The organism is Aliiroseovarius sp. PrR006 (assembly GCF_010500215.1).
Classification (GTDB): domain Bacteria; phylum Pseudomonadota; class Alphaproteobacteria; order Rhodobacterales; family Rhodobacteraceae; genus Aliiroseovarius.
In genome coordinates this window covers 784,543-807,845 of the sequence record NZ_JAAGOY010000004.1, presented here as the reverse complement: position 1 = coordinate 807,845, position 23,303 = coordinate 784,543, and the positions used below count along the sequence as shown (strand labels likewise).

Sequence of the window (23,303 nt, the reverse complement as noted above, 5' to 3'; positions counted from 1 at the left end):
ATGCTTCTGGCCATTGACTGCGGCAACACGAACACCGTTTTCTCGATCTGGGATGGCGAAAAATTCCTGTGCACGCTCAGAACATCGACCCACCATTCGCGCACGGCGGATGCCTATTTCACGTGGTTCTCGACGCTGATCAATCACTACAAGATTGATCCACAGATTTCGGGCGTGGTGATCAGCTCGACCGTGCCGCGCGTGGTGTGGAACCTGCGCGTGTTTGCAGATCGTTTCTTTGGCTTGCGGCCGCTGGTTGTCGGCAAACCTGACTGCCTGCTGCCGGTTGCACCGCGCGTGGATCAGGGGACTACGCCCGGCCCTGACCGTCTGGCCAACGCCGTGGCCGGGTTCGAGCGTTATGGTGGCGATTGCATGGTTGTCGATTTTGGGACAGCCACGAATATCGACGTGGTCGCGCATGACGGGGCCTATATCGGCGGCGTGATCGCGCCCGGTGTAAACCTGTCGCTGGAAGCGCTGCACCAAGGGGCCGCCGCGCTGCCGCATGTGGACGTCACCCAGCCTGACAAGGTTATCGGCACCAACACCGTGGGCTGCATCCAGTCTGGCATCTTCTGGGGCTATGTTGGCCTTGTGCAAGGGCTGGTGCAGAAGGTGAAAGACGAATACGGCCTTCCCATGAAGGTCATCGGAACAGGAGGGCTGGCGCCGCTCTTTGAACAAGGCGCGCATCTATACGACGAGATCGATGAAGATCTAACCATGCACGGGCTTGTGCGCATCTATGATTACAACAAGGAACAGGGCAACATATGAGTGCTGACCGTCTGATTTACCTCCCGCTGGGGGGCGCCGGCGAGATCGGCATGAACGCCTATGTCTATGGCTATGGCAAGCCCGGTAAAGAACGCCTGATCCTTGTGGATCTGGGCGTGACCTTCCCGGATATGGACACGACGCCGGGCGTGAACCTGATCATGCCCGATATCTCGTGGTTGGTTGAAAACGTCGATCGCCTGGAAGCCATCTTCATCACCCACGCGCACGAGGATCACGTGGGCGCGGTGGGCCGTCTGTATTCGAAACTAAAGGCGCCGATCCACGCGCGCCCCTTCACACGCTATCATGCGCAACGCAAGCTGGAGGAAGCGGGGCAGGTGCCCGAGGTCGTGATCACCGCCGATGTTTATCCGCAGGTGATCGAGGCCGGACCGTTCAAGGTCAGCTATCTGCCGCTCAGCCACTCGATCCCAGAAAGCGCGGGTCTGATCATCGACACGCCTGCTGGTCGCATCGTGCATACAGGCGACTTCAAACTGGACGAGACCCCGGTGCTGGGCGACGCGTTTGATGAAGAATTGTGGCGCGAGGTGGCAAAGCCGGGCGTGAAAGCGCTGGTGTGCGATTCAACCAACGTGTTCTCGCCTGCACCGGGCCGGTCCGAAGCCGAAGTTGGTCCTGAACTGGTCGAACTGCTGAAAGATGCGCCACATATGGTCGTGGCAACCACCTTTGCCTCGAACGTCGCACGGGTGAAGCAGTTGGCGGACGCGGGCAAAGCAGCGGGTCGTTCGGTTTGTTTGCTGGGCCGAGCGATGCGTCGGATGATTCAGGCGGGGATCGAAACATCGGTCCTGCACGACTTCCCGACAACCGTAACGCCAGAAGATGCCCGCGACATCCCGCGTGAAAACCTGATGCTGATCGTAACCGGATCGCAGGGCGAACGCCGTGCGGCCTCGGCGCAGCTGGCGAGAGGCAAATATATGGGGCTGTCCATGGCGGAAGGGGACATGTTCCTGTTCTCGTCCAAGACCATTCCGGGCAACGAGCGCGGTGTGATCCGCATCATGAACGCGTTCTCGGAAATGGGCGTGGAGCTGGTCGCTGAAAATGACCGCTATCACGTCTCGGGCCACGCGAACCGCCCCGATTTGCAACGCGTACACGAGATCATCAACCCGCAAATGGTCATTCCCATGCACGGCGAACACCGCCATTTGCGCGAACATGCCAAACTGGCCGAGAAGGGAGGACGTCCTTCGATGGTCGTGGTGAACGGCGCTGTCTGTGACCTGACCAGTGACGTGCCGCATGTGGTGGAGCATGTTGAAACGGATCGGATTTATCTGGATGGCGACATCTTGATTGGCGCGCTGGACGGGATCGTCCGCGACCGGATCCGATTGGCCCTGAACGGGCACGTGATTGTAAACGTGATCCTAGACGGCAACGAACCTCTGGGCGAACCCTGGGTCGAACTGATGGGCCTGCCCGAGGTTGGTCACTCAAACGCGCCGCTTGTGGATGTGTTGGAAGAGGATCTGGGCCAGTTCCTGATGCGTGCGTCCAACAAGACGTTGCGCGACGAGGACAAGCTGGGGGACGAGCTAAAACGCATCGCGCGCAAGTCCACCAATGACGAGATTGGGCGAAAGCCGGAAGTCACGGTTGTCGTCAGCCGGTTGGAATAAGCGGGGGGCCTTTGGGCCCCTTTTCTTACTTAGATGTCGCCATAGTTCGGGCTGCGGCGGATCAACCACTGTCCCGCAGGACCGCACATCACGATTTCCCACTCGGTCTCGGACGTAAACTTCTGCACGGCGCGATAAACGCCGTGCTGAGAGCTGTTCGGATCTGGCCGCCAGTCGTCGCCAAGGATGAAGCCCCCCGGTTTGACCTGCTGTGACAGGGCCTGAACCTCGCGATAGGTGTCCTCATACGTGTGGCTTGCATCCAGATAGGCCCAGTCCAGTGGCTCATCGATCATATTAGCGCAGTCCGGATAGAACCCTTCGATCACGTGGCATTCAATGTCCGGGTAGAGCGTGCAGCGGAGGATAGTTTCCTGTTGCGCCAGTTCGGTGGTAAGCTCACCCCCGTTCACATAGGGTCCTTTTCCCCAGCCGAAGGTCTCGCCCAGTTGGGTCCAAGGATCGATCAGAAAAAGCCTCCGCGGCCGGACGTGTTCACAGATCAGCGCAGAGAAATGGCCACGAAACACGCCAATCTCTGCACCGACCGAGTTTTTTGGCAGCATATCAAGGATGTAGCGGCGCCTTTTTAGACGGTTGATCTCGGACTGCGGAAAGGGAAGCGCATCATGGGTCAGCGCCAGAGAGGCTTCAGCATCTTCGGGCTGAAGCCCCGTCGGGATCGCGATCCGCCGCGCCATTTAGCCTGCGCGACGCTCGTCAAAGCTTTTGGCGATGAACTCGGGCAGGTGATCGCCCATGCCCACAACCTTGTTGCCGCCACCGCGATTGTTGCCACGGCCACGTGACTTGTTGCGGTCGTTGCGTTCGGGCTTGGTTTCGGGTTTCGGCTGCTCGGCAGGGACGACCTCGGAAACGTCTTCCTTCGGCTTAGCGCTCTTGCGCTGACGGGCAGGCTTTTCGACCTTCTCCTCGTCCGGTTTCGCACGGCTGCGCTTGGGCTTTTCATCTTTCAGCGGATTGTCGACCCGCGGGACTTCTTTTTCGATCAGACGCTCAACGGCATCCAAATTCTTTTCGTCACGCGGCTCGCAGATCATGATGGCCTTGCCCTCACGCCCGGCACGTCCGGTGCGCCCGATGCGGTGAACATAGTCTTCCGCATGCCCCGGCACATCATAGTTGAACACGTGACTTACGTTCGGGATATCCAGCCCGCGTGCAGCCACGTCCGAGGCGCAGAGGAATTGAAGCGTACCAGCGCGGAACCCGTCCAGAACTTCCATGCGCTTGGATTGCTCCAGATCGCCGTGGATCGGGGCCGCGTTATAGCCGTATTTCTTTAGCGATTTCGCGCAGATATCTACGTCCGTCTTGCGGTTGCAGAAGATGATCGCGTTGGTGCATTTCTCGCCCTCGCGGTCAATCAGCGCGCGCAGAAGCTTGCGTTTCTCGCTGGCGGCACGATCGCGGCGCGAGGCCTTGAACATGCACAGTTCCTGCGTGATCGTCTCGGACGTGGTTGCCTGGCGGGCGACCTCGATCCGTTCCGGGTTCGACAGGAAGGTGTTAGTGATACGCTCGATCTCGGGTGCCATCGTGGCCGAGAAGAACAGCGTCTGGCGAGTGAACGGTGTCAGGCCGAAAATGCGTTCGATGTCGGGGATGAACCCCATGTCGAGCATCCGGTCGGCTTCATCCACCACCATGATCTGGACGCCAGTAAGCAGCAGCTTCCCGCGCTCGAAATGGTCCAGAAGGCGGCCCGGGGTTGCAATCAGAACATCAACGCCACGGTCAATCAGTTGATCTTGCTCTTTGAAGCTGACGCCGCCGATCAGAAGGGCTTTGGTCAGTTTCACGTGCTTTGCGTAAACGTCGAAGTTCTCGGCGACCTGTGCGGCCAGCTCGCGTGTGGGGCACAGCACCAACGAACGCGGCATCCGTGCGCGGGCGCGGCCACGGGCCAGAGCGGAAATCATGGGCAGCGTGAATGAGGCTGTCTTGCCGGTGCCGGTCTGGGCGATGCCCAGTACGTCGCGGCCTTCAAGGGCAGGGGGGATTGCACCCGCCTGAATTGGGGTGGGGCTTTCATAGCCCGCTTCGTCGATGGCTTTCAGCACCTTGGGGCTGAGTTTCAAGTCAGAGAATTTGGTCATGTATGTCCTGTATCACGGACATCTTACGCCCGTGCGGCTGAACGAGGGAGGCCCGTATGGCGTGCGCTTTCGCGTCCCTCTCTGATGACGAAGTGCCTAAAGAAAAAAGGAGCTAGGGTCAATGACATGGGTCAGTTTGCGTGAATCGCGGCTGAAAACGTGCCGCTGTTGCACGGATCACGCGCTTGAATGCAGCTTTGGCGAGAACCCGGCGCGCAATGCTGCGACGGTCGGAGCAGGGGTTAGAACCTGGACTTCGGCATTCGGGCGGGCGGTGGATGTGCTGTATTCGTGTTTGGAAAAGCAGCGGGCGCGGGCCCCACGCAATAGATGCGGTTTCTGGTTCAGCAGAATGAACGTTCCGTCAGGCAGGCCAGAGCAATCAGCCATATGTCGAACCTGCTGTCTGCTGCGGGTCACGCGGGCTTTGTGTAGCATCTGGTCGATCTGTTGGTGGCCCATTGGTGCGTGTGCCTTTGCCCAGGCCGACTTGAAAGCGCGATAGGCGTCGGGGCGGCAATAGGCGCAGGGACGATGGCCTGCAGCCAGTCCGACAGCCTCATCCAAGAAGAACAACGGGGTCCAAGCACGGGCTGGCATCGGTCCGTGATAACGGCCCTTGGGATGCGTCAAGTCACAGATGATCCAGTGCGGGTGTTTCCAACGTGAAACGCCGAGTCCCCCCTTGGTGAAGGGCAGGATGCCGCGATTTCCGGTGAACATTCCACGTGCGGGATCCGCCACGATCTCGCCCGTTGGCAAAACGCGGTTTTGCAGGGGCGAGGGGCGTGGCGTGCACATGGATTAGACCATCATTTCCTTGGTGGCGGACAGTCTCAGATCAGGATAGTCGCGTTCAACACGGTCGATATCCCATTGAAGACGCGTCAAAAACACCGGATCGCCGTCATTGTCGTGCGCGATGTGCTGCTTGTTGGCATTCACCAGCTTTTCGACCTCGTCCTTATCGCCGATGATCCAGCGGGCCGAGGTGAACTGCGACTGCTCAAAGCGGACCGGAAGGCCGTATTCTAGTTCGATCCGGCTGGCGAGCACTTCGAACTGCAGCGCGCCGACCACACCGACGATGAAGCCTGAACCGATATTCGGTTTGAAGACCTTGGCAGCACCTTCTTCGGCAAATTGCATCAGCGCCTTTTCAAGGTGCTTGGCTTTCATTGGGTCGCCCGCACGCACACCTTGCAGAAGTTCCGGCGCGAAGGACGGAATACCGGTGGCGCGGATCATCTCGCCTTCGGTCAGCGTGTCTCCGATGCGCAGCTGTCCGTGGTTCGGAATGCCGATGATGTCGCCCGCCCAAGCCTCTTCCGCCAGTTCGCGGTCCGAGGCAAGGAACAGAACCGGGTTCGACACGGCCATCGGCTTTTTCGAGCGCACATGGGTCAGTTTCATGCCGCGCTTGAAGTGGCCCGAGGCCAGACGCATGAACGCCACGCGGTCGCGGTGTTTCGGGTCCATGTTGGCCTGCACTTTGAACACAAAGCCAGCGACCTTCTTTTCCTCGGGCGCGATGGCGCGGGGATCAGCCTGCTGGGGCTGCGGTTCCGGGCCGTAGTTCGCGATGCCCTGCATCAGTTCCTGCACGCCGAACGAGTTGATGGCCGAGCCGAACCAGATCGGCGTCATGTGGCCTTCCAGTACGGATTGCGGGTCGAGCGCGGGAAGGAGCTCCTTCGCCATTTCGACCTCTTCCAGAAACTTCTCAAGCAGGTGTTCTGGCACATGTTCGGCCAGTTTTGGATCATCCAACCCGTTGATCTCGATGGTCTCGGCGACGACGTTCCGATCGGCGCGGTCCATCAGCTCCAGCCGGTCATTCAGCAGGTCATAGCACCCCAAAAAGTCACGACCCATCCCGATGGGCCAACTTGCGGGCGTCACGTCGATGGCGAGGTTTTCTTGAATTTCATCGATGATATCAAACGTATCTCGGCTTTCCCGGTCCATCTTGTTACAGAATGTCAGGATCGGCAGATCGCGCAGGCGGCAGACCTCGAACAGTTTCTGCGTCTGGCTTTCCACCCCTTTCGCCCCGTCGATCACCATGACGGCCGCGTCTACAGCGGTCAGCGTGCGATAGGTGTCTTCCGAGAAATCCGAGTGGCCGGGCGTGTCGACAAGGTTGAAGCGATACTTGCCGAAATCAAACGACATGGCGGATGCCGAGACCGAGATCCCCCGATCTTGTTCCATCTTCATGAAGTCGGAGCGCGTGCGTCGTGCCTCGCCCTTGGCGCGCACCTGACCGGCCATCTGAATGGCGCCACCATACAGAAGGAATTTCTCGGTCAGGGTCGTCTTGCCAGCGTCCGGGTGGCTGATGATCGCAAAGGTGCGACGGCGCGCAATCTCGGGCGGCAATTCGGGGCGGTTTGTGTTCGTATCCAACATGGGTCGCATATAGCGACGGGGGCAGGGCGGCGCAATAACCATAGACGCTTCCATCACCTTCGGTGCGCTGCTAGGTCTTGATCAGAAACGGTGGAGGTTAAGATGGATCTGGGAATTTCTGGCAAACGTGCCTTGGTGTGTGCGTCGTCCAAAGGATTGGGCTTTGGTTGTGCGCAAGCGCTGGCGCGCGAAGGCGTGTCTTTGGTGATGAATGCGCGGACCGAAGGGCCGCTGTTAGACGCGGCCGAGGTAATCCGGGCGGAAACTGGTGTCGACGTGGTGACCGTCGCCGCTGACATTACTTCGGAAGAAGGCCGCGCGGAGGTCCTTAAGGCGACGGGCGAGGTGGATATCCTTGTGACCAATGCTGGCGGTCCGCCCCCTGGCATGTGGTCTGATTGGAGCCGTGATGATTTCATCGACGCCTTTGATGCAAATTTGCTGACTCCGATCGCGCTGATGCAAGCGCTGATGCCGGGCATGATGGAGCGCGGCTGGGGGCGTGTGGTGAACATCACCAGTGTATCAGTAAAAGCGCCGATTGCGGTTCTTGGATTGTCCAACACAGCGCGAACCGGGTTGACTGGATTTGTTGCGGGAACTGCGCGCCAAGTGGCAGGGCAGGGGGTGATCATCAACAATCTGTTGCCCGGGCTGCATGACACAGATCGCGCGGCAGCTCTGGATAAAGGGGCGACCGAGGCACAGGGGATCACGCTGGACGAAGCACGTGCGCAGCGTATGGCGACCATTCCCAGCGGGCGCTATGGCACCAAGGAAGAATTCGGCGCCACCTGCGCCTTCATGTGCTCGCAGCACGCGGGGTTCATGGTGGGGCAGAATGTGCTGCTGGATGGCGGGGCTACGAACACTACGCTTTGAAATAAACAAAAAAGCTTGGCGGCAAGGGTGATGACTTGTGGTTTTCATCTGCGTGCATAACTTTGCCGTCACACCAGTTTGACCGTCCGACGAGGGAGACACAGGATGCGTATGAATAAGCTTGCCGATGGCGCACTTGAGGTCAGCGCGCTTTCTCTTGGCTCGATGCTGTGGGGGTCCACAAACACCGAGGCCGAGGGCCACGCGCAGATCGACATGTTTCTGGATCACGGCGGCAACTTCATTGATACCGCCGAAATGTACCCGGTAAACCCGATCAAGGCCGAGCGTTGTGGCGCGTCGGAAGCGGTGATCGGAAGCTGGTTGGCCAAGACCGGGCGGCGTGACGATGTGGTCATTGCCACCAAAGTGTCCGGTGACAACCCGGGCTGGAAACGCGGTGGCAAGGGCTATGACAGTGCGATCATCCATCAGGCGGTGGACGAGTCACTGGAGAAGCTGCAGACCGACTATATCGACATCTATCAGACCCACTGGCCCCTGCGCGGAAGCTATGCCTTCCGTCAGAACTGGACGTTCGACCCGTCGAAACAGAACCGCGAAGAAACCGAAGCGCATATGCGCGACGTGCTGACCGCCATGGCCGAGGTCGTGGCCGCCGGTAAGGTGCGCTACTTTGGATTGTCGAATGAGAGCGCGTGGGGCACCGCGCAGTGGTTGCGCATGGCCCGAGAGATGGGGGCGCCCGAAGTGATCTCGGTTCAGAATGAGTATAGCCTGATGTGCCGGCTGGCTGACACAGATCTGGCCGAGATGTGCATGCAGGAAGGCCCGCGCGTTTTGTCCTATTCGCCCTTGGCAACCGGACTTCTGACCGGGAAGTATCAGAAAGGTGCCGTTCCTGAAGGCTCACGCATGTCGCTCGCCCCTGGGCTGGGTGGGCGTGCCACTGAACGCGCATTCCCTGCAGTTGATGCCTATCAGGCGGTTGCGGAAAAGCATGGTCTTGATCTGGTCCAAATGGCGTTGGCGTTCTCGGTCGGGCGGCCTTTCATGGGCTCGACGATTTTCGGCGCTTCCTCGATGGAGCAGTTGGGGCGTATTCTGAAGGGCAAAGATCTGCTATTGTCGGACGACGTATTGGCCGACATCGACGCGGCACATCGCGCGCACCCTATGCCTTACTAAATGGGGTGTCATATCTAATGGCCCAACGGGGTCGAGATGACGTGCGGAGCTAGGGATGATAGATCGACGAACTGTGTTGAAACTGGGGATGGCGGCTGCTGCGCCGTCCTTGGTCGCGGCCTGCGTCAGTAACGGCACGGTCGAGTTTCACCGCAATACCAGACGCCCTATCAGTTCAACCACCCGATTTGATGCCAAGCGTTTTTCCGGAAACTGGGTGATCCGGGGCGAATTTGTGCATCCCGGGCATGCGCCTCTCTACGGGAAAGTCTCGATCGAACATGGCGCGGGTGGCATCACCGGGATCACGCTAAGCAATGCTGCCGGTGGACGCGAACGCTATGACGCGCAGATGAAAACTCCCGGCCGGATCATCGTGGGCACACCGCCCTTTGGGACCGAATACTGGGTTCTGTGGGTCGATGCAGACTATCGCACTGCGGCGATCGGCACGCCGTCAGGCAGCTTTGGCTGGATCATCGACCGGAAGCGCACTGGAGGTGCGGATCGGATCAAGGCGGCCGCGGATATGCTGGCTTTCAACGGATACACAAAGGATCGTTTGCAAACGCGGTAAGCCCTAAGCTTGCGAAGGGCCGCAGGACATGCGAATCCGTGAGCATGCAAGCTTGGATCCCCATCACCATTCTGGCCGCGTTTTCGCAAAACCTGCGGTTCATGCTGCAAAAGCGGCTGAAGGACACGCGCTTAAGCGCGACCGGGGCCACTTTTGCGCGGTTCATCTATTCGGCGCCGCTGGTTGCGGTGTTGATGGCAATCTATTTCACTGTCACGGGGCTGGAAGTTCCACGCCCTGACGCGCGCTTCTTCGCCTTTGCCTTTATCGGCGGGATTGCCCAAATTTTGGCGACGATTTGTGTGGTCGCCCTGTTTGCCGAACGCAATTTTGCCGTTGGGATCACCTTCAAGAAAACCGAAGTTGTGCTGACCGCACTGACCGGACTTCTGGTCTTGGGCGAGGGCGTCGGCATTGCCGGGGCGCTGGCGATCGGTATCGGGTTCTTCGGGCTGATCTTGCTGTCGGACCCGCCGGAGGGTGGGCAGGGCTGGCGCCGCTTCTTTAACAAGGCGGCCACGCTAGGGTTGGGGGCAGGGCTCCTCTTTTCTTTTTCAGCCATTGGGTATCGCGGCGCGTCCCTGTCGTTGGGTGTCGAAGATGTTGTGGCGCGTGCAGGCTTCACCTTGGCCGTGGTCACCGCATTTCAGTCGCTGGTCATGGCTGGTTGGATGGTCCTGCGTGAGAAAGGCGAGGTCACCCGCGTGTTCAAAGCATGGCGCGTGGGCGTGCTGGTTGGGCTAAGCTCGATGATCGGGAGCTTCTGCTGGTTCACAGCCTTTACGCTGCAAAACGCAGCGCTGGTGAAAGCGCTTGGTCAGATCGAGCTGCTGTTTTCCTATGCCGCTACGCTGTTTGTGTTCCGCGAAAAAGTCAGCGGGCGTGAATATGCGGGAACCGCGCTGATCCTCGCCTCAGTTCTGGTGCTGGTTCTGTATTTGAAATAACGCCGTTACAAGGCGGCGGACAGCGGGCCGACCCCACCCAGACGTTCGAACAGGCTTTCTTCGTCCGAGTTGTTGAAGAACGGCACCTGCGCGGGGGCGCCCAAGTTGGGCAGGTTGCCCACGATCTCGGCCAGCACAACTTCGGTGATGAAGGGCAAGTCAAAGCGGCGGACGTCATCGAGCGGGATCCATTGCAGGTGGCTTAGCTCGTCCGAGGCGCGCGAGAAGTCGTCGACATCTGTTTTAAGCTCGTCCGCATCCACCGCAAAGAAGCGCGCATCAAAGCGGCGCGGACGGCCTTTGGGCGTGATGGCGCGGAAGACAAAAGACATGCCCTTGGCGGACGGGATGAACCCCGCATCTGCAAAACTCTGCCAGTCGCCGGGCACCTCGTCGGACCACGTGCCAGCCTCACCCAGAATCTGGCCGGTTTCTTCCCAAAGTTCGCGAATGGCGGCGACCAAAAGCGCTTGCGCTTTCGAGGCATCCGCCTGTTCGCCCAGACGGGTCAGGCAAGGTTCTGCACCGGCGTCCGCCAATGGCACCTGAGCGTCAGTGGTGTCCAGAGCGCCGCCCGGAAAGACGAACTTGTTGGGCATGAAGGCGGCCTTGGCGCCGCGCTGACCCATCAGAACTTGGGGGCGGGTGGTCTTGTCCCGGATCAGAATGACGGTTGCTGCGTCGCGGATGATCTTGGATTTGTCCATGTCGGCCCCTTATGCGTTCTGTTATTTCTTTCCGGCAAACCCATGCATACGTTTCGCCCACTGAAAGGCAATCATAAAGCCTTTGAAACGGGGCAGAAGGTAAAGTGACGCAGCGACAGTCCCGACGGTAAAGATGGTGGCCAAGATCAGAGGGTCCTGCACGATGTGCACATAGAAGATGTGCAGCAGCGGGGCCATGACGTGGCCGACCAGAATGATGGTCAGATAGGCCGGGCCATCATCCGCGCGCTGGTGGTGCAGCTCTTCCCCGCAGACCGTGCAATCGTGATGGACCTTCAGGTATCCCTGAAACAGCTTTCCGGTGCCACAGCTCGGGCACCGCTTCGCCCAGCCCTTGCGCAAGGCGGGTTTCATCTCGCGTTCGGGTTCAGCCAAGGTCGGCATCACCTCTTCCACGGTCATTTGAGCGGTCTCGGTCATCGGGGATTCCTTTATCGCGCGTCAGACCATCATACAGAACTTCACATGTAAAACAGGCCCAGAAATGCGCTTGCGTCGGGATGTCGCGGAAAAATGCGCAGAGCTGCGACGGAAACCTGGGGCCCGCGCGTTGAAGATACATAGCGACGCAGAAACACGGTGTCGCAAGAGGCAAGTAACCATAGGAGATCGTTATGAAACTCAATAAGAAAACTGCTGCGACTGCCATTGCTCTGGGTCTTGGGGCTGCTTTGACGCTGACCTCGACCGCTGCAATGGCGTTCGGCGGCAAAGACGGTGACCGTGGTGCGATGGGGCGTAAAGGCGGGTTCATGCAGATGGAATTCGTCGATGTGGATCTGGATAAAAACGGACAGATCACTGTTGAAGATCTGCAGGCCGCAGCCAAGGCTCGGTTCGACACGGCAGACGCCAATGGCGACGGCGCGCTGTCGCTGGACGAGTTGAAAGCGCAGGCCGAAAAACGCATGGCGGATCGCATGGCCGCAAAAGGCGATGGCAAAGGCGAGCGTAAGGGCAAGATGTTCCAAAAGCGTATGGGGTGGAAGCTGGAAGACATGCTGGCCAAGAAAGATGCGGACGGCAACGGCAGCCTGAGCTTTGAAGAGGTCTCGCCCGAGCAGGCCAAGCTTGAGCGCATGATCGACCGGTTCGATACGGACGATGATAATGCGATTTCGGCAGCCGAATTCGATGCGGCGCAGAAAGAGATGTTCATGCGTCATGGTGGCAAGGATCGCGACCGTAAGGGCTAAAACTAACAAGGGTGCTCCGCCTGACGGGGGGGGTGCCCGCAGATTGTCATAAGTCAGGGAACGGGCTAGGCAGGACATATGAATATGGCCTTGGATGCGTATGAGGGTGCTTCGGACGAGGCATTGCTGGTGCTTTACGGCAATGGCGACCCTATGGCAGCTCAGCTGCTGACCCACCGGCTTGCGCCGCGCGTCCTGGGTTTCGCGACGCGCCTTCTGGGCGGTGATCGCGCCGAGGCCGAGGACGTCACGCAGGAAGCGATGTTGCGTCTGTGGAAACAGGCCGCAAGCTGGCGGAGCGGCGAAGCTCAGGTCTCGACCTGGCTCTATCGGGTGGTGTCGAACCTATGCACCGACCGGCTGCGGAAACGACGGACCGTTGATCTGGATGCGGCGGGTGACCCGGAAGACGGTCAGCCATCGGCAGTCGAAACCATGATGGATGTTGACCGGGCCACGGCCTTGCAGGGCGCGTTGGACCGGTTGCCAGAACGTCAACGGATAGCGGTGACGCTTCGACATATCGAAGGGGCAACGAACCCCGAGATTGCCCAGATCATGGGCATCAGCGTTGAAGCGGTGGAAAGTTTGACCGCGCGGGGAAAAAGGGCACTGGCCAAAGATTTGGTCGGGCGACGAGAGGAGTTGGGATATGGCGAAGACTGATAATCAGCCGATGCATGACGACGAGCTGGACCTGTTCTTTGAGGCGGCCCGGCAGGACGTGGCCGCGCCGTCTGACACATTGATGGCGGCGATCATGGCCGATGCGCAGGCACATATGCCCGCAATCGATCCGCTGCCCGTCCCTCAGGCATGTCAACAAGGGTGGATCGCATCCATCTGGAGCGCGATTGGCGGGTTGCCTGCTGCTGCCAGCTTGGCAACGGCGACTGTGGCTGGCGTCTGGATCGGGTTCACGCAGCCCGTGCAGCTTGAAACGCTGTCCGGCGGGTTGGTTCTGGCGGGCGATTATGTCACCACGGACACGTCATACGCACTGGAAGACCTTGCACCCGGGTACTTGGGAACGACACTCTTTGCTGAGGATGAGGGATAATCATGTCAGATCAGACACCGCAGACACCGACCTCGGATCCGCGCGCGCCACGACGCTGGACGCGTGTTGTGCTGGTGGTCTCGTTGACGCTGAACCTTCTGGTTCTGGGATTAATCGTAGGGGCCAAGGTTTCGGGCCATCGCGGGGATGATTTTGATCACCGCGGACCCGAGCGCGGCGCGATCCGTGATCTGGGGTTTGGCCCGATCGCCAAGGCTCTGGACCTCAAGGATCGGCGCGAGATCGGCCGCGCGTTTCGGCGTGAAAGCGGATCGTTCAAGGACAATCGCGCGGAGCTCGAGCGGGATTTTGTGATGCTTCTGCAGATCCTGCGCAGTGACAGTTTCGACGCGGCCGCTTTTGAAGCCACCTTGGCCCAGCAGGCCGAGCGTCTGCGTCTGCGCGGCGAGACCTTGCGGCATCTGCTGGTCGAACGGATCGACGGGATGTCTGTAGAAGACCGCAAAGCATTTGCCAATCGTTTGGAACGCGCCGTGGATCGCGGGGCGAGGCCCAAGGATCGTTGATCTCGGGTGGGCTGCGTCTGTATGTGGCCCGTCTGTTTAGGCCGCAGACCGCCCGAATGTGACCACGTTGCGGCCATCGGATTTCGATGCATACAGCGCTTGATCCGCAGCCTGTGTCAGCTCATGCGCGCTGCGCGTGTCGTTTGGCTGATCCCCCCAAACGGCCACCCCGACCGAGACTGTAACAGGGATCGGGAATGCGGTCTCGGCAACGTAGATCGGCCGATCGCCGATGGCTTGGCGCAGACGTTCTGCCATGGACATCACGTCCTTTTGGCTAACATCGGGCAAGGCGACCATGAACTCCTCTCCACCAAACCGCGCAAGCAGGTCGAATGCGCGCAGATTGTCTCGCAAGCGATTTGCGACCTCGATCAGTACCTGATCACCAACACCATGCCCAAACCGGTCATTGATGGATTTGAAGTGATCCAGATCCAGCACCATGATCGCGTAGGGCTGCCCGTTGGTCAGGGCCTCTTGCTCTAGCCGGTTCAAATAGCTTTGCGCATAACGGCGATTGTGCAGCCCTGTCAGAGGATCCTGTACCGCCAGCGACAGGTTGAGATCGAAGCGTTTGCGCAGGGCGTCCAGTTCCAGCTTGCGCGCCAGAAGGGTCTTCAGGCGTACGGCAAGCTCGGTCGCGTCGAACCCACAATGCAGGATCGCATCCGCCCCCAGATCCAGCGCCATTGCACCGTCATGGGGGCGATCACGGTCATGGATGACCACGATGATCGCGTTGCGGGTGTGTATGCGCGAGCGCAGCTCGCTGACCAATCGCAGACCGTCTGCCTCCCCTGCCAGTGATGCGTTGATAACAAAGGCGTCGGGGGTATTGCTGTTCGTGTTCACTTCGCTCAGCGCTTGTGATTTGGACATGACATCTAGACGGTGCGGAAGCTCGAGCCCAAGCTTGCGACGCCACAGAAGCCCATGTTCCGGTTCTGGTGCAACAAGCGCGACATGGGCCGCAGGAACAAAACTTGCTGCATCCTCGGCGCATCCGAATTCGGCCGAGATGTCGCGATGACGCATGATTTCGTCATATGTTCCGCGCATGCGGATCAGATTGCGGACCATCGCGGACAGTGTGCTTTCTTTCACTTCCGGGGAATAGACATCGTCGGCCCCCGATTCCAAGGCGGCAATTCGGGTATGGTGGCTGTCCTTATCGGCGAACAGGATGACTGGAATTGTATGTAGGTTCGCATCGTTTTTCAGAGCGCGGCAAGCGGTCAGACTTTGACCAGATTGCCCCCGCCCCAAGATAATCAGGTCAGGCTGCGCACGCCGCGCTGTTTCCAGCACGTCATCAATCCGCTCGACCTGAATCACGTCATATCCTGATACGGTGAATTTCACCTTCAGAACAATGCGATTGGTCGCAAGATCATCTGCTATCAATATCCTTCCGCTCATCTGACCATTTCGTTAAAAGTTGAATCTAAGTTGCAGACATCCTGCAGTCGATTGGTTAATAAATCCTTTCCAACTGATAAGGAGTGTTAAGTTGACGTCAGATCAAGCCGAACGGATTGCGTTGAATATGCTGGCCTGGCTGGTGTCAAATGACGAACTTCTGCCGATTTTCATGGGGGCGACCGGGGCAGGGCAGGACACGTTGCGCGACAATGCAGGCGACCCAGAATTTCTTGCTGCGATGCTGGATTTCCTCATGATGGATGATCAGTGGGTCATACAGGCCTGTGATGCCCAAGGGCTGTCCTATGATCAGGTTGGGCAGGTTCGGCACGGATTGCCCGGCGGGTCACAAATGCACTGGACCTGATGGGCCGATATGGGCAGTGTGGCGTTGAAACGCAGCTAGGAGCACCCATGATGATCAAGGCCCTTCTCTTTGATAAGGACGGCACGCTTTTCCAGTTCAAGGCCACGTGGGAGGCTTGGGCGCACGCGGTGCTTTTGCGCCTGACGGATGGTGATAGAGAGCGTGCCGCGGAAGTTGGACAGGACATCGGGTTCGACATGGACACGCAGACGTTCAAGCGTGACAGTGTTGTGATTGCCGGAACGCCAGCCGAGATTGTCACGGCGCTGCAAAAACACTTTGGGATGTCGTCTAACGCGCTGGAAACCATTCTTAACGATGAAGCTGAAACCGCACCTCAGGTCGAGGCCGTTGCGCTGGTGCCGTTGATGGAAAGCCTGCGCGCGCGCGGGCTCGCTTTGGGTGTTGCAACTAACGATGCGGAGCGCCCGGCGCGGCAGCATCTGGAAGGCGCCGGTGTGTCGGAATTGTTCGATTTCATCTCGGGCTATGACAGCGGAAATGGCGTCAAACCCGACGCGGCACCCTGTCTGGCGTTCGCGCGAAAAGTGGATGTGCGGTCAGAGCAGGTCGCCATGGTGGGGGACAGTCTGCACGATCTGAAAGCCGGACGCGCTGCAGGGATGCGGACGATCGGTGTGCTGACGGGGTTGGCGACCCAAGGTGAGCTGTCGCCATATGCGGATGTGGTGCTGGACAATATCGGACAAATTCCGGCTTGGTTGGATAAACAGGCTTAGTAGACACATACACTTTTTTCGAAATGTTAAGAATTGAGCTCTAGAACATCACCGTGAAGTGACGCGTGTGATGATGATGCATGGCCTAATTCTGTGGATATTCGAAGCATTTGTACGCCTGACCTATGGAGATCAGGTGTGGGAGAAGGTGCTGACGGAATTGGACCTGCCCGTACAATCCGTCGAACCTATGTTTCACTATGATGTCCAGATCGGCCTTTCAATTTTAAGGCAGCTGTCGATCGAGCAAGGGCGCGACCGGAATTCATTGCTCGAAGACTTCGGTACATTTCTCGTGACCGATCCGCGTGTCGAACGGGTGCGGCGGTTGCTCCGGTTCGGCGGAGTTGAATACACCGATTTTTTACATTCTTTAGAGGATCTTAAGGGACGGGCGCGCTTGGCCGTGTCTGACTTGACACTGCCGGATATACAAGTGGACGAAGTCGGGCCGCATGATTTTGAAGTTACGTGTGAAAACAACCCCAAGGGTGCGCCATACGTGCTTTTGGGTGCATTGCGTGCATTGGCGGATGATTATGGCTCGCTTGCATTTCTCGAAGTGTGTTGCGAGCAACAGGACAGCGCCGTCATCTCGGTAAGCCTGTTGGAGCGCGAACATGCCCAAGGGCGAGAATTTCTTTGGGCAACGGATGGTGCTCTATGAACATTGAACGCCCAATTCCCTTTACTTGCGGTGCTTTGGATCACGTTCTTCCGATGCACATGATCATTGACGGGTCCGGTGTGGTGCTACATGCGGGGCCAACGATCCAAAAGGTTTTCAACAACCGCAGGGTCATCGGGCGCAATGTGTTTGGCTTGCTTGAGCTTCGGCGGCCCAGAAGTATCGCGCGGATCGAGGATGTCGCCAAAATTGATACCCGGCGCGTGCAGCTGAAGATCCGCGATCCATACCGCACATCATTGACCGGAGCGTTGACCGTGATGCCTGATATGGACAGCGTGCTGCTCAACCTGTCCTTTGGCTACTCAATTTCCGAAGCGGTGGCGCGCTATGAATTGACCGGATCAGATTTTGCACCAACCGATTTGGCGGTCGAGATGTTGTATTTGGTGGAAGCGAAATCAGCGGTGATGGACATCGCAAGCCAGTTGGCACACCGTCTTCAGGATGAAAAAGAGGTTGCCCAGACTCAAGCTTTAACGGATGGGCTAACCGGTCTAGCCAACAGGCGCGCGCTTGAGACGCGGCTAGAGCGACAGTTTCTGCGCCGGGTTCCGTTTTCGTTGATGCATCTCGACCTGGATTTCTTCAAATCGGTCAATGACACACACGGCCATGCGGCGGGGGACGCAGTGCTTGAAGCCGTCGCTCAGATCCTGCGGGAAGAAACGCGCGAAGAGGATCTGGTAGCGCGCGTAGGGGGGGACGAATTCGTGATTGTCCTGGACAATCAGGTCTATCCCTCGCGACTGGAAAAGATATCAGCCCGCTTGATCAGGAGGATCGAAGCTCCGATTACGTTTCAAGATCGCGAATGCAGGGTTTCGGCCAGCATTGGTGTTGTGCCGTCGACCAACTATGTGAAACCGGATCTGACGGTGATGGCTGAAGATGCGGATAGGGCACTGTATGCGTCAAAACACGCAGGGCGGTCTGCGTTTACAATTGCGGAACGCCCAGGAAAGGAAAGGGAATTCTCTGATTGATTGACAGGTGCTTGGGCAGACCTTAGCACAACATCAATCCCCGTGTGTCAGAGGCCCCTATGCCATTGCTATCTCGTGCAATAATCCTTTCTTTGTCCCAAATGATCGGCATGTTGGCGCTGCCGAATAATGGGGCAGCTCAGACCGGGGAAATCATCCAGTCGATCCTTGGGCGTCCCCTGCAAAGTGCTCAGGTATCTCAAGCGTATATCCATGCAGATGGATCGCTTGAGGGGGTGTTTAATGGAATCTCATTTGCAGGTACCTGGACGTTGGAGGACGGCAAGTATTGCCGCAAATTTACTCGCGGTTTGACCGGGGCACCGATTTGCATGACCGTGACCGCAGAGTATGCTCCAAATGGCGCGGTCCGCGCTGTGATCTTCGCGGGGCCGGGCGGCCGCGCGAGATTTGTGGTCGGACAATAAGCCGACTGGCTGCATCAACTGCAGTCCAATGCCTTAGTCTTGCGTCTATCTGGCCACTGAACTTTTGGGGAGTTTCCAACTGGCAGCCCGTAGGGGAATCGAACCCCTCTTTCCAGGTTGAAAACCTGGCGTCCTAACCGATAGACGAACGGGCCACTCTGTTGGTAGGCGGCTTATAAGGCGAGCCGATTTGTAAGCGCAAGAGCTGAAATGCGCGAAAGGTGAAAAAGTTTCTCAAAGCGCAATATAGGCCGTGCCAATATGGATGACCGCGTCAGCAAAAGTTTGTGTCCGGATTTTGGGAAAAGTGGCAGCCCGTAGGGGAATCGAACCCCTCTTTCCAGGTTGAAAACCTGGCGTCCTAACCGATAGACGAACGGGCCACTCTGTGGTGAGGGGTTTCTATGTCAAAGCCCCAAGTCGTGCAAGAGGCATTTTCACTTTTTTCTACTTTCGGAAAGTATATTACTTTCAGGCTCTTGCGGCGTCTTCCAGGCGTAATTGTGGGCTAAGTCGGCCTTGCCATTGATTAACTTCGAGTCGCCCCGCCAGATGGAATCTGGCACCGCCATGTTGTTCCAGCATGGGACCCAGCGGGCCATCGAAGGCGCCAAAGGCAATCGTATCGATCCGCGTGCCCAGCCCATCTCCGAAACTGATTTTCAGATGGTTTTGACCGACACGTTTGGCGAACAATATCTGAACGTCCGGAAAGGCGAAACGTGGAGCAGGGGCCGAGGCTCCGAAGGGGCCGGCCTCTTCGAGCTGCTCGATCAGGTCGACCGTGGCCGCGGATGGCATAAGGATGCCATCCAGTTTCAAGTCAGCAGCGCCGAGGTCTCCGGCGCCCTGCTTTTCCATTAACTCGGTTAGGCGGGCCATTGCAGGTTCCAACTGGTCGCCGTTCAGGCTGAGGCCCGCAGCCATTTTATGACCGCCGCCTTTCTCGATCAGCCCGTCTGCCGCCAACCTTTGAATGGCCGCACCAAGATCGATACCAGTGACGGATCGACCCGACCCCTTGCCGTCTTGCCCGTCGAAGCCAATGACAATCGCGGGGCGATTGGTGGCTTCTTTCAGGCGGCTGGCGACAATGCCAACGACACCGGGGTGCCAGCCGTCTCCTGCAGCCCAAACAAGCGGCGCATCCAGCCCGCGGTTCTCGGCCTGATCCATTGCTAGTTCTTGCACGCGGGCTTCGATCTCGCGACGTTCCGCGTTGAGCTCATTCAGTTTTTCAGCGATCGAGTGGGCTTCGTTCGAGTCGGTTGTGGACAGCAGGCGCGCGCCTAGATCAGCCTTTCCAATTCGCCCGCCCGCATTCACACGTGGTCCCAAGAGGTATCCCAGGTGATACGCGCGCGGTGCTTCATTCAGACCCGCCACATCCGCCAGTGCCACCATGCCGGGTCGTGCGCGGCGGGCCATGATTTTCAGCCCTTGCCGGACAAGGGCGCGGTTGGCGTCGATCAGAGGGGCGACATCTGCCACGGTACCAAGCGCCACAAGGTCCAGCATCGAGATCAAGTCCGGCCCAGATCGTCCAGCCTCGCGCAGCAGCCGACCCAGTTCGACCAGCACAAGGAACACAACACCGGCGGCGCAGAGGTACCCCGGGGCGTCAGCCTCGTCCTGTCGATTTGGATTCACCACGGCGATGGCATCGGGCAGAGTTTCGCCACCAAGGTGGTGGTCCAATACGATGACATCCGCACCTTTGGCCCTGGCAGCGGCGATGGGTTCAAAGCTGAGCGTGCCGCAATCCACGCAGATGATCAGGCTGTGATCGGCGGCCAGTTTCTCCATCGCGGGCGTGTTCGGACCATAGCCTTCTTCAATCCGGTCGGGGATATACAGCGTGACCTGCCGACCCATCTGCCGAAACCAGTCGATCAGCAACGTGGCCGAGGTTGCGCCGTCGACGTCATAGTCGGCGAAAATGGCGACCCGTTCAGATCGGTCCAGCGCGGACAGGATGCGCCCCGCGGCCTTCTCCATGTCTTTCAGCTTGCGGGGATCGGGCAGAAGATCGCGCAAGGTGGGGTCCAGAAATCCGGTGGCCTCGTGCGGGGGGATGCCGCGTTGGGCCAGAAGCGTGCAGAGAGCTGCGGGCAGCTGGGTCTGCTGGCCAATGGCCTCGGCCTGGCGTTCGACCTCAGTCGTGGGGCCAAGCCATTTGCGCCCGGTCAGAGAGCTTTCGACCCCGAGAAAAGCGCTCATGCAAGCACCTGGTCGGTCGCAACAACGGTGGCGAATTCTCCGTTCAGTTGATCCAAAGCCGAAACGTGGATGTCCTCGGCCGTCATGGCCGGACCATCGCGCCAGCTGCCGTCCGCATTGCCTGTGAAGGCCGCGCAGGCGTCATGCACCAGCGTGACGTCGAAGCCCAGATTGGCCGCCATGCGGGTAGTGGTCGAGATACAATGGGGGGTCGTCAGGCCGCAGATTGTGAGGTCTTCAACACCTTGCTTTCGAAGTGTTTTCTCGAGATCTGTGCCAATGAAGGCTGAGTTCACATGCTTGGGTAGCACGGGTTCGCCCTCATGTGGGGCGACCATCGATTTCAGCGCCACAAGGCCGCCATCCGGGTTCAGCGGGCTGCCCGGGGTCGTCGACAGATGCTGGATATGAAAGACGGGCGCATTATGCGCCCGCCAATGGGTGAGAAGCCGGGCTGCATTTGCCTCGGCATTCGGATTGTTGCGCGTGCCCCAGAACGGGTCGTCAAACCCTTCCTGAATGTCGATCAGGATCAGGGCGCCCAGCATCAAGCGACCGGGTTGCGATAGATCATGCGACGGACCGAACCAGTCTTCGAGCGCATCAGCAGCGTTTCGGTGGTCAACCAGCCGGGCTCGCGCTTGATGCCCGAAACGATCGAGCCATCAGTGACGCCGGTGGCGGCAAAGATCACGTCTGCGGTCACCATTTCGTCGCGCGAATAGATGCGGTCCAGATCGGTGATGCCAGCTTTGGCGGCGCGGCCACGCTCGTCATCGTTGCGGAAGGTCAGCTGACCCCACATCTGACCACCCATGCATTTCAGCGCCGAGGCTGCCAGAACGCCCTCGGGCGCACCGCCGCGACCCATATACATGTCGATGCCGGTGATGTCGGCTTCGGCGCAGTGGATGACACCAGCCACGTCACCATCGGTGATCAGGCGGATGGCGGCTCCGGTCGAGCGGATGCCTTCGATCATTTCTTCGTGGCGCGGGCGTTCCAGAACGCAGACGGTGATGTCCTTGGTGTCGCAGCCTTTGGCTTTGGCCAGCGCTTCGACGCGCTCTTTCGGCGACATGCCCAGCGATACGACGTCTGTGGGATAGCCCGGGCCGATGGCCAGTTTTTCCATATACACGTCGGGGGCGTGCAGCAGAGTTCCGCGCGGCGCCATGGCGATCACGGTCAGCGCGTTCGGCATGTCCTTGGCGGTCAGTGTGGTGCCTTCCAGCGGATCAAGCGCGATGTCCACGGCAGGGCCTTCACCGGTACCGACTTCTTCGCCGATATACAGCATCGGGGCTTCGTCCCGCTCGCCTTCACCGATCACAACGGTACCTTGAATTTCCAGCAGGTTCAGCTGGTCACGCATGGCGTTCACCGCGGCTTGGTCTGCGGCTTTTTCGTCCCCGCGGCCGACCAAGTCGGCACTGGCCGTGGCGGCGGCTTCGGAAACACGAGCCAAACCAAGCGAAAGCATACGGTCGGCGAAAACGACTTTATCGGCCATAAGGGGCAATCCTCACTGTCTCTAGTTGCTTTCCGGTTTAAGGGCCGGTGGGGACAGGGGCAAGGGCATTACGAGACGAAAAGGCGCGGTTGCGTAGGATTCAGGTGGCAAAGCGCAGGTCCGGGCTGCGGATGAGCCCCTGAAACAGCAGGGCAATCATTGCGCCGTTCAATATGTGCCAGATGAAATGCGTGCCGATGGGCCAAATCTCGCACAGATGCATGTCGAGTGTGCGGACGGTAAGCGAGACTATGAAGATCACCGAGGCGGCGGTGATCCACGGGGCGATTTGGTGTCCGTTGCGGCGGTTCAGGAAGGTGAAGGCCAGAAAGGCCAGAACGGCGGGCAGGTACTGCTCGGACCCGTTTAGAAGGCTGTTTTCTCCGGCGTAATCATGGGTGTCCTCGTCTGTTGGCGGGGAGGCAACGGGCGCAACCTCTGCGGTCGCAACGCTGTCGCTGGTTTGGTTTCCAGAGCCATCGCCACCGAAGGCGAACAGCACCGCGATGACAGCGGCCACGACGGCCACCCCAATCCCGATACGTCCGGGGCGAATACCTGCTACTCGGCGCAGGGCGACCAGAACGAACAGCAGAACGAAGGTCCAAATGGGAATCACATCCGCCAGACTGGACCATGCATTCGCAAAGGTATGGAACAGAAAGCTGCCGATGCCGATCATTCCCGCCAACAGGATCAGAGCCATCGTCATCGGGTCCAGCCGATCCCGGCGCTTGGCCTCGATCCAACCCCAAAGGGCCGCGAGGATGAACGCGAGATTCGAGACAGCATTCAGCGGCTCGGCCCAGAACGCGGCGCTGACACGTTTGCAATAGATGTCGATGGGGGTGAACCAGTCCAGGAGCGCCTCTTATCGATGAGGTCACTCTGGCCGGACCG

General features: G+C 58.9%; 26 protein-coding genes and 2 tRNA genes. 15 read left to right on the top strand and 13 right to left on the bottom strand.

The annotated features are described in order from the left end of the window. Together G0Q00_RS03995 and G0Q00_RS03990 are read left to right on the top strand one after the other, a co-directional pair. Complete coding sequence (locus G0Q00_RS03995) at positions 1 to 780, top strand: type III pantothenate kinase (RefSeq protein WP_163036604.1); 780 nt, start codon at positions 1 to 3, stop codon at positions 778 to 780. Further along, positions 777 to 2,438, top strand: coding sequence for a ribonuclease J (locus G0Q00_RS03990; RefSeq protein ID WP_163036602.1), 1,662 nt, complete (start codon positions 777 to 779; stop codon positions 2,436 to 2,438). Before G0Q00_RS03995 ends, G0Q00_RS03990 begins: the two co-directional genes overlap by 4 nt. Before the next feature lie 29 nt (positions 2,439 to 2,467). Here the strand turns inward: G0Q00_RS03990 and G0Q00_RS03985 are convergent, their stop codons facing one another. The 4 genes from G0Q00_RS03985 to G0Q00_RS03970 form a co-directional block, all read right to left on the bottom strand. Next, entirely contained in the window at positions 2,468 to 3,139 is a 672-nt protein-coding gene (locus G0Q00_RS03985; protein ID WP_163036600.1) for a class I SAM-dependent methyltransferase, read from the bottom strand. Beyond that, positions 3,140 to 4,558, bottom strand: a complete 1,419-nt coding sequence (locus tag G0Q00_RS03980; RefSeq protein ID WP_163036598.1) for a DEAD/DEAH box helicase — start codon at positions 4,556 to 4,558, stop codon at positions 3,140 to 3,142. 177 nt (positions 4,559 to 4,735) lie between these two features. Next, entirely contained in the window at positions 4,736 to 5,359 is a 624-nt protein-coding gene (locus G0Q00_RS03975) for a hypothetical protein (protein ID WP_163036596.1), read from the bottom strand. A gap of 3 nt (positions 5,360 to 5,362) precedes the next feature. After that, on the bottom strand, positions 5,363 to 6,970 hold the full coding sequence (locus G0Q00_RS03970; protein WP_163036594.1) for a peptide chain release factor 3: 1,608 nt from the start codon (positions 6,968 to 6,970) through the stop codon (positions 5,363 to 5,365). Positions 6,971 to 7,072: 102 nt separating this feature from the next. Between G0Q00_RS03970 and G0Q00_RS03965 the strand changes: the two genes are divergently transcribed. From G0Q00_RS03965 to G0Q00_RS03950, 4 genes are all read left to right on the top strand, one after another. Further along, complete coding sequence (locus G0Q00_RS03965) at positions 7,073 to 7,852, top strand: SDR family oxidoreductase (RefSeq protein ID WP_163036592.1); 780 nt, start codon at positions 7,073 to 7,075, stop codon at positions 7,850 to 7,852. Positions 7,853 to 7,957: 105 nt separating this feature from the next. After that, complete coding sequence (locus tag G0Q00_RS03960) at positions 7,958 to 9,001, top strand: aldo/keto reductase (protein WP_163036591.1); 1,044 nt, start codon at positions 7,958 to 7,960, stop codon at positions 8,999 to 9,001. A gap of 55 nt (positions 9,002 to 9,056) precedes the next feature. After that, complete coding sequence (locus tag G0Q00_RS03955; protein ID WP_163036589.1) at positions 9,057 to 9,578, top strand: lipocalin family protein; 522 nt, start codon at positions 9,057 to 9,059, stop codon at positions 9,576 to 9,578. 44 nt (positions 9,579 to 9,622) lie between these two features. Further along, the gene (locus G0Q00_RS03950) at positions 9,623 to 10,525 is read left to right on the top strand and encodes a DMT family transporter (RefSeq protein ID WP_163036587.1); all 903 of its coding nucleotides are present in this window, start codon (positions 9,623 to 9,625) and stop codon (positions 10,523 to 10,525) included. A 5-nt stretch (positions 10,526 to 10,530) separates the two neighbouring features. Here the strand turns inward: G0Q00_RS03950 and G0Q00_RS03945 are convergent, their stop codons facing one another. Together G0Q00_RS03945 and G0Q00_RS03940 are read right to left on the bottom strand one after the other, a co-directional pair. Continuing rightward, a complete protein-coding gene (locus G0Q00_RS03945; RefSeq protein WP_163036585.1) occupies positions 10,531 to 11,232 on the bottom strand; it encodes an NUDIX hydrolase in 702 nt (233 codons plus the stop codon). Between the two features lie 21 nt (positions 11,233 to 11,253). Further along, positions 11,254 to 11,673, bottom strand: coding sequence for a DUF983 domain-containing protein (locus G0Q00_RS03940; RefSeq protein ID WP_239058316.1), 420 nt, complete (start codon positions 11,671 to 11,673; stop codon positions 11,254 to 11,256). A 194-nt stretch (positions 11,674 to 11,867) separates the two neighbouring features. Here G0Q00_RS03940 and G0Q00_RS03935 point away from each other — a divergent pair, with 194 nt between their 5' ends. From G0Q00_RS03935 to G0Q00_RS03920, 4 genes are all read left to right on the top strand, one after another. Next, entirely contained in the window at positions 11,868 to 12,449 is a 582-nt protein-coding gene (locus G0Q00_RS03935) for an EF-hand domain-containing protein (RefSeq protein WP_163036583.1), read from the top strand. 78 nt (positions 12,450 to 12,527) lie between these two features. Beyond that, entirely contained in the window at positions 12,528 to 13,115 is a 588-nt protein-coding gene (locus tag G0Q00_RS03930; RefSeq protein WP_163036581.1) for an RNA polymerase sigma factor, read from the top strand. After that, positions 13,102 to 13,509 carry a dihydroorotate dehydrogenase gene (locus G0Q00_RS03925; protein ID WP_163036579.1) on the top strand — a complete coding sequence of 136 codons (408 nt, stop codon included), beginning with the start codon at positions 13,102 to 13,104 and terminating at the stop codon, positions 13,507 to 13,509. Before G0Q00_RS03930 ends, G0Q00_RS03925 begins: the two co-directional genes overlap by 14 nt. Before the next feature lie 2 nt (positions 13,510 to 13,511). Next, positions 13,512 to 14,036 (top strand): periplasmic heavy metal sensor, encoded by a 525-nt coding sequence (locus G0Q00_RS03920; RefSeq protein WP_163036577.1) that lies wholly within the window; start codon positions 13,512 to 13,514, stop codon positions 14,034 to 14,036. 36 nt (positions 14,037 to 14,072) lie between these two features. Here the strand turns inward: G0Q00_RS03920 and G0Q00_RS03915 are convergent, their stop codons facing one another. Continuing rightward, positions 14,073 to 15,458, bottom strand: a complete 1,386-nt coding sequence (locus G0Q00_RS03915) for a diguanylate cyclase (RefSeq protein WP_163036575.1) — start codon at positions 15,456 to 15,458, stop codon at positions 14,073 to 14,075. Positions 15,459 to 15,549: 91 nt separating this feature from the next. On the opposite strand from G0Q00_RS03915, the gene G0Q00_RS03910 reads away from it, so the two are divergent. The 5 genes from G0Q00_RS03910 (at position 15,550) to G0Q00_RS03890 (ending at position 18,670) form a co-directional block, all read left to right on the top strand. Further along, entirely contained in the window at positions 15,550 to 15,828 is a 279-nt protein-coding gene (locus tag G0Q00_RS03910) for a DUF3572 domain-containing protein (RefSeq protein WP_255464730.1), read from the top strand. 47 nt (positions 15,829 to 15,875) lie between these two features. Further along, the gene (locus G0Q00_RS03905; RefSeq protein ID WP_163036573.1) at positions 15,876 to 16,568 is read left to right on the top strand and encodes an HAD family hydrolase; all 693 of its coding nucleotides are present in this window, start codon (positions 15,876 to 15,878) and stop codon (positions 16,566 to 16,568) included. 58 nt (positions 16,569 to 16,626) lie between these two features. Further along, positions 16,627 to 17,235, top strand: coding sequence for a heme NO-binding domain-containing protein (locus tag G0Q00_RS03900; RefSeq protein ID WP_163036571.1), 609 nt, complete (start codon positions 16,627 to 16,629; stop codon positions 17,233 to 17,235). Next, a complete protein-coding gene (locus tag G0Q00_RS03895) occupies positions 17,232 to 18,242 on the top strand; it encodes a GGDEF domain-containing protein (RefSeq protein ID WP_163036570.1) in 1,011 nt (336 codons plus the stop codon). Before G0Q00_RS03900 ends, G0Q00_RS03895 begins: the two co-directional genes overlap by 4 nt. A gap of 101 nt (positions 18,243 to 18,343) precedes the next feature. Further along, the gene (locus G0Q00_RS03890; RefSeq protein WP_163036568.1) at positions 18,344 to 18,670 is read left to right on the top strand and encodes a hypothetical protein; all 327 of its coding nucleotides are present in this window, start codon (positions 18,344 to 18,346) and stop codon (positions 18,668 to 18,670) included. A gap of 80 nt (positions 18,671 to 18,750) precedes the next feature. Here G0Q00_RS03890 and G0Q00_RS03885 read toward each other — a convergent pair. From G0Q00_RS03885 to G0Q00_RS03860, 6 genes are all read right to left on the bottom strand, one after another. Continuing rightward, positions 18,751 to 18,825 (bottom strand) — tRNA-Glu (locus G0Q00_RS03885). A 153-nt stretch (positions 18,826 to 18,978) separates the two neighbouring features. Continuing rightward, a tRNA-Glu gene (locus tag G0Q00_RS03880) sits at positions 18,979 to 19,053 on the bottom strand. Between the two features lie 88 nt (positions 19,054 to 19,141). Next, positions 19,142 to 20,890: a single-stranded-DNA-specific exonuclease RecJ gene (gene recJ, locus G0Q00_RS03875; RefSeq protein WP_163036565.1), complete on the bottom strand. Its 1,749-nt coding sequence runs from the start codon at positions 20,888 to 20,890 to the stop codon at positions 19,142 to 19,144. Further along, positions 20,887 to 21,438 carry a cysteine hydrolase family protein gene (locus tag G0Q00_RS03870; RefSeq protein ID WP_163036563.1) on the bottom strand — a complete coding sequence of 184 codons (552 nt, stop codon included), beginning with the start codon at positions 21,436 to 21,438 and terminating at the stop codon, positions 20,887 to 20,889. The genes recJ and G0Q00_RS03870 overlap by 4 nt, the downstream gene beginning before the upstream one ends. Next, positions 21,438 to 22,403 carry a class II fructose-bisphosphatase gene (gene glpX, locus G0Q00_RS03865; protein ID WP_163036561.1) on the bottom strand — a complete coding sequence of 322 codons (966 nt, stop codon included), beginning with the start codon at positions 22,401 to 22,403 and terminating at the stop codon, positions 21,438 to 21,440. Before glpX ends, G0Q00_RS03870 begins: the two co-directional genes overlap by 1 nt. 100 nt (positions 22,404 to 22,503) lie before the next feature. Continuing rightward, the gene (locus G0Q00_RS03860; protein ID WP_370458555.1) at positions 22,504 to 23,241 is read right to left on the bottom strand and encodes a ceramidase domain-containing protein; all 738 of its coding nucleotides are present in this window, start codon (positions 23,239 to 23,241) and stop codon (positions 22,504 to 22,506) included. Between the last annotated feature and the right edge of the window lie 62 nt (positions 23,242 to 23,303).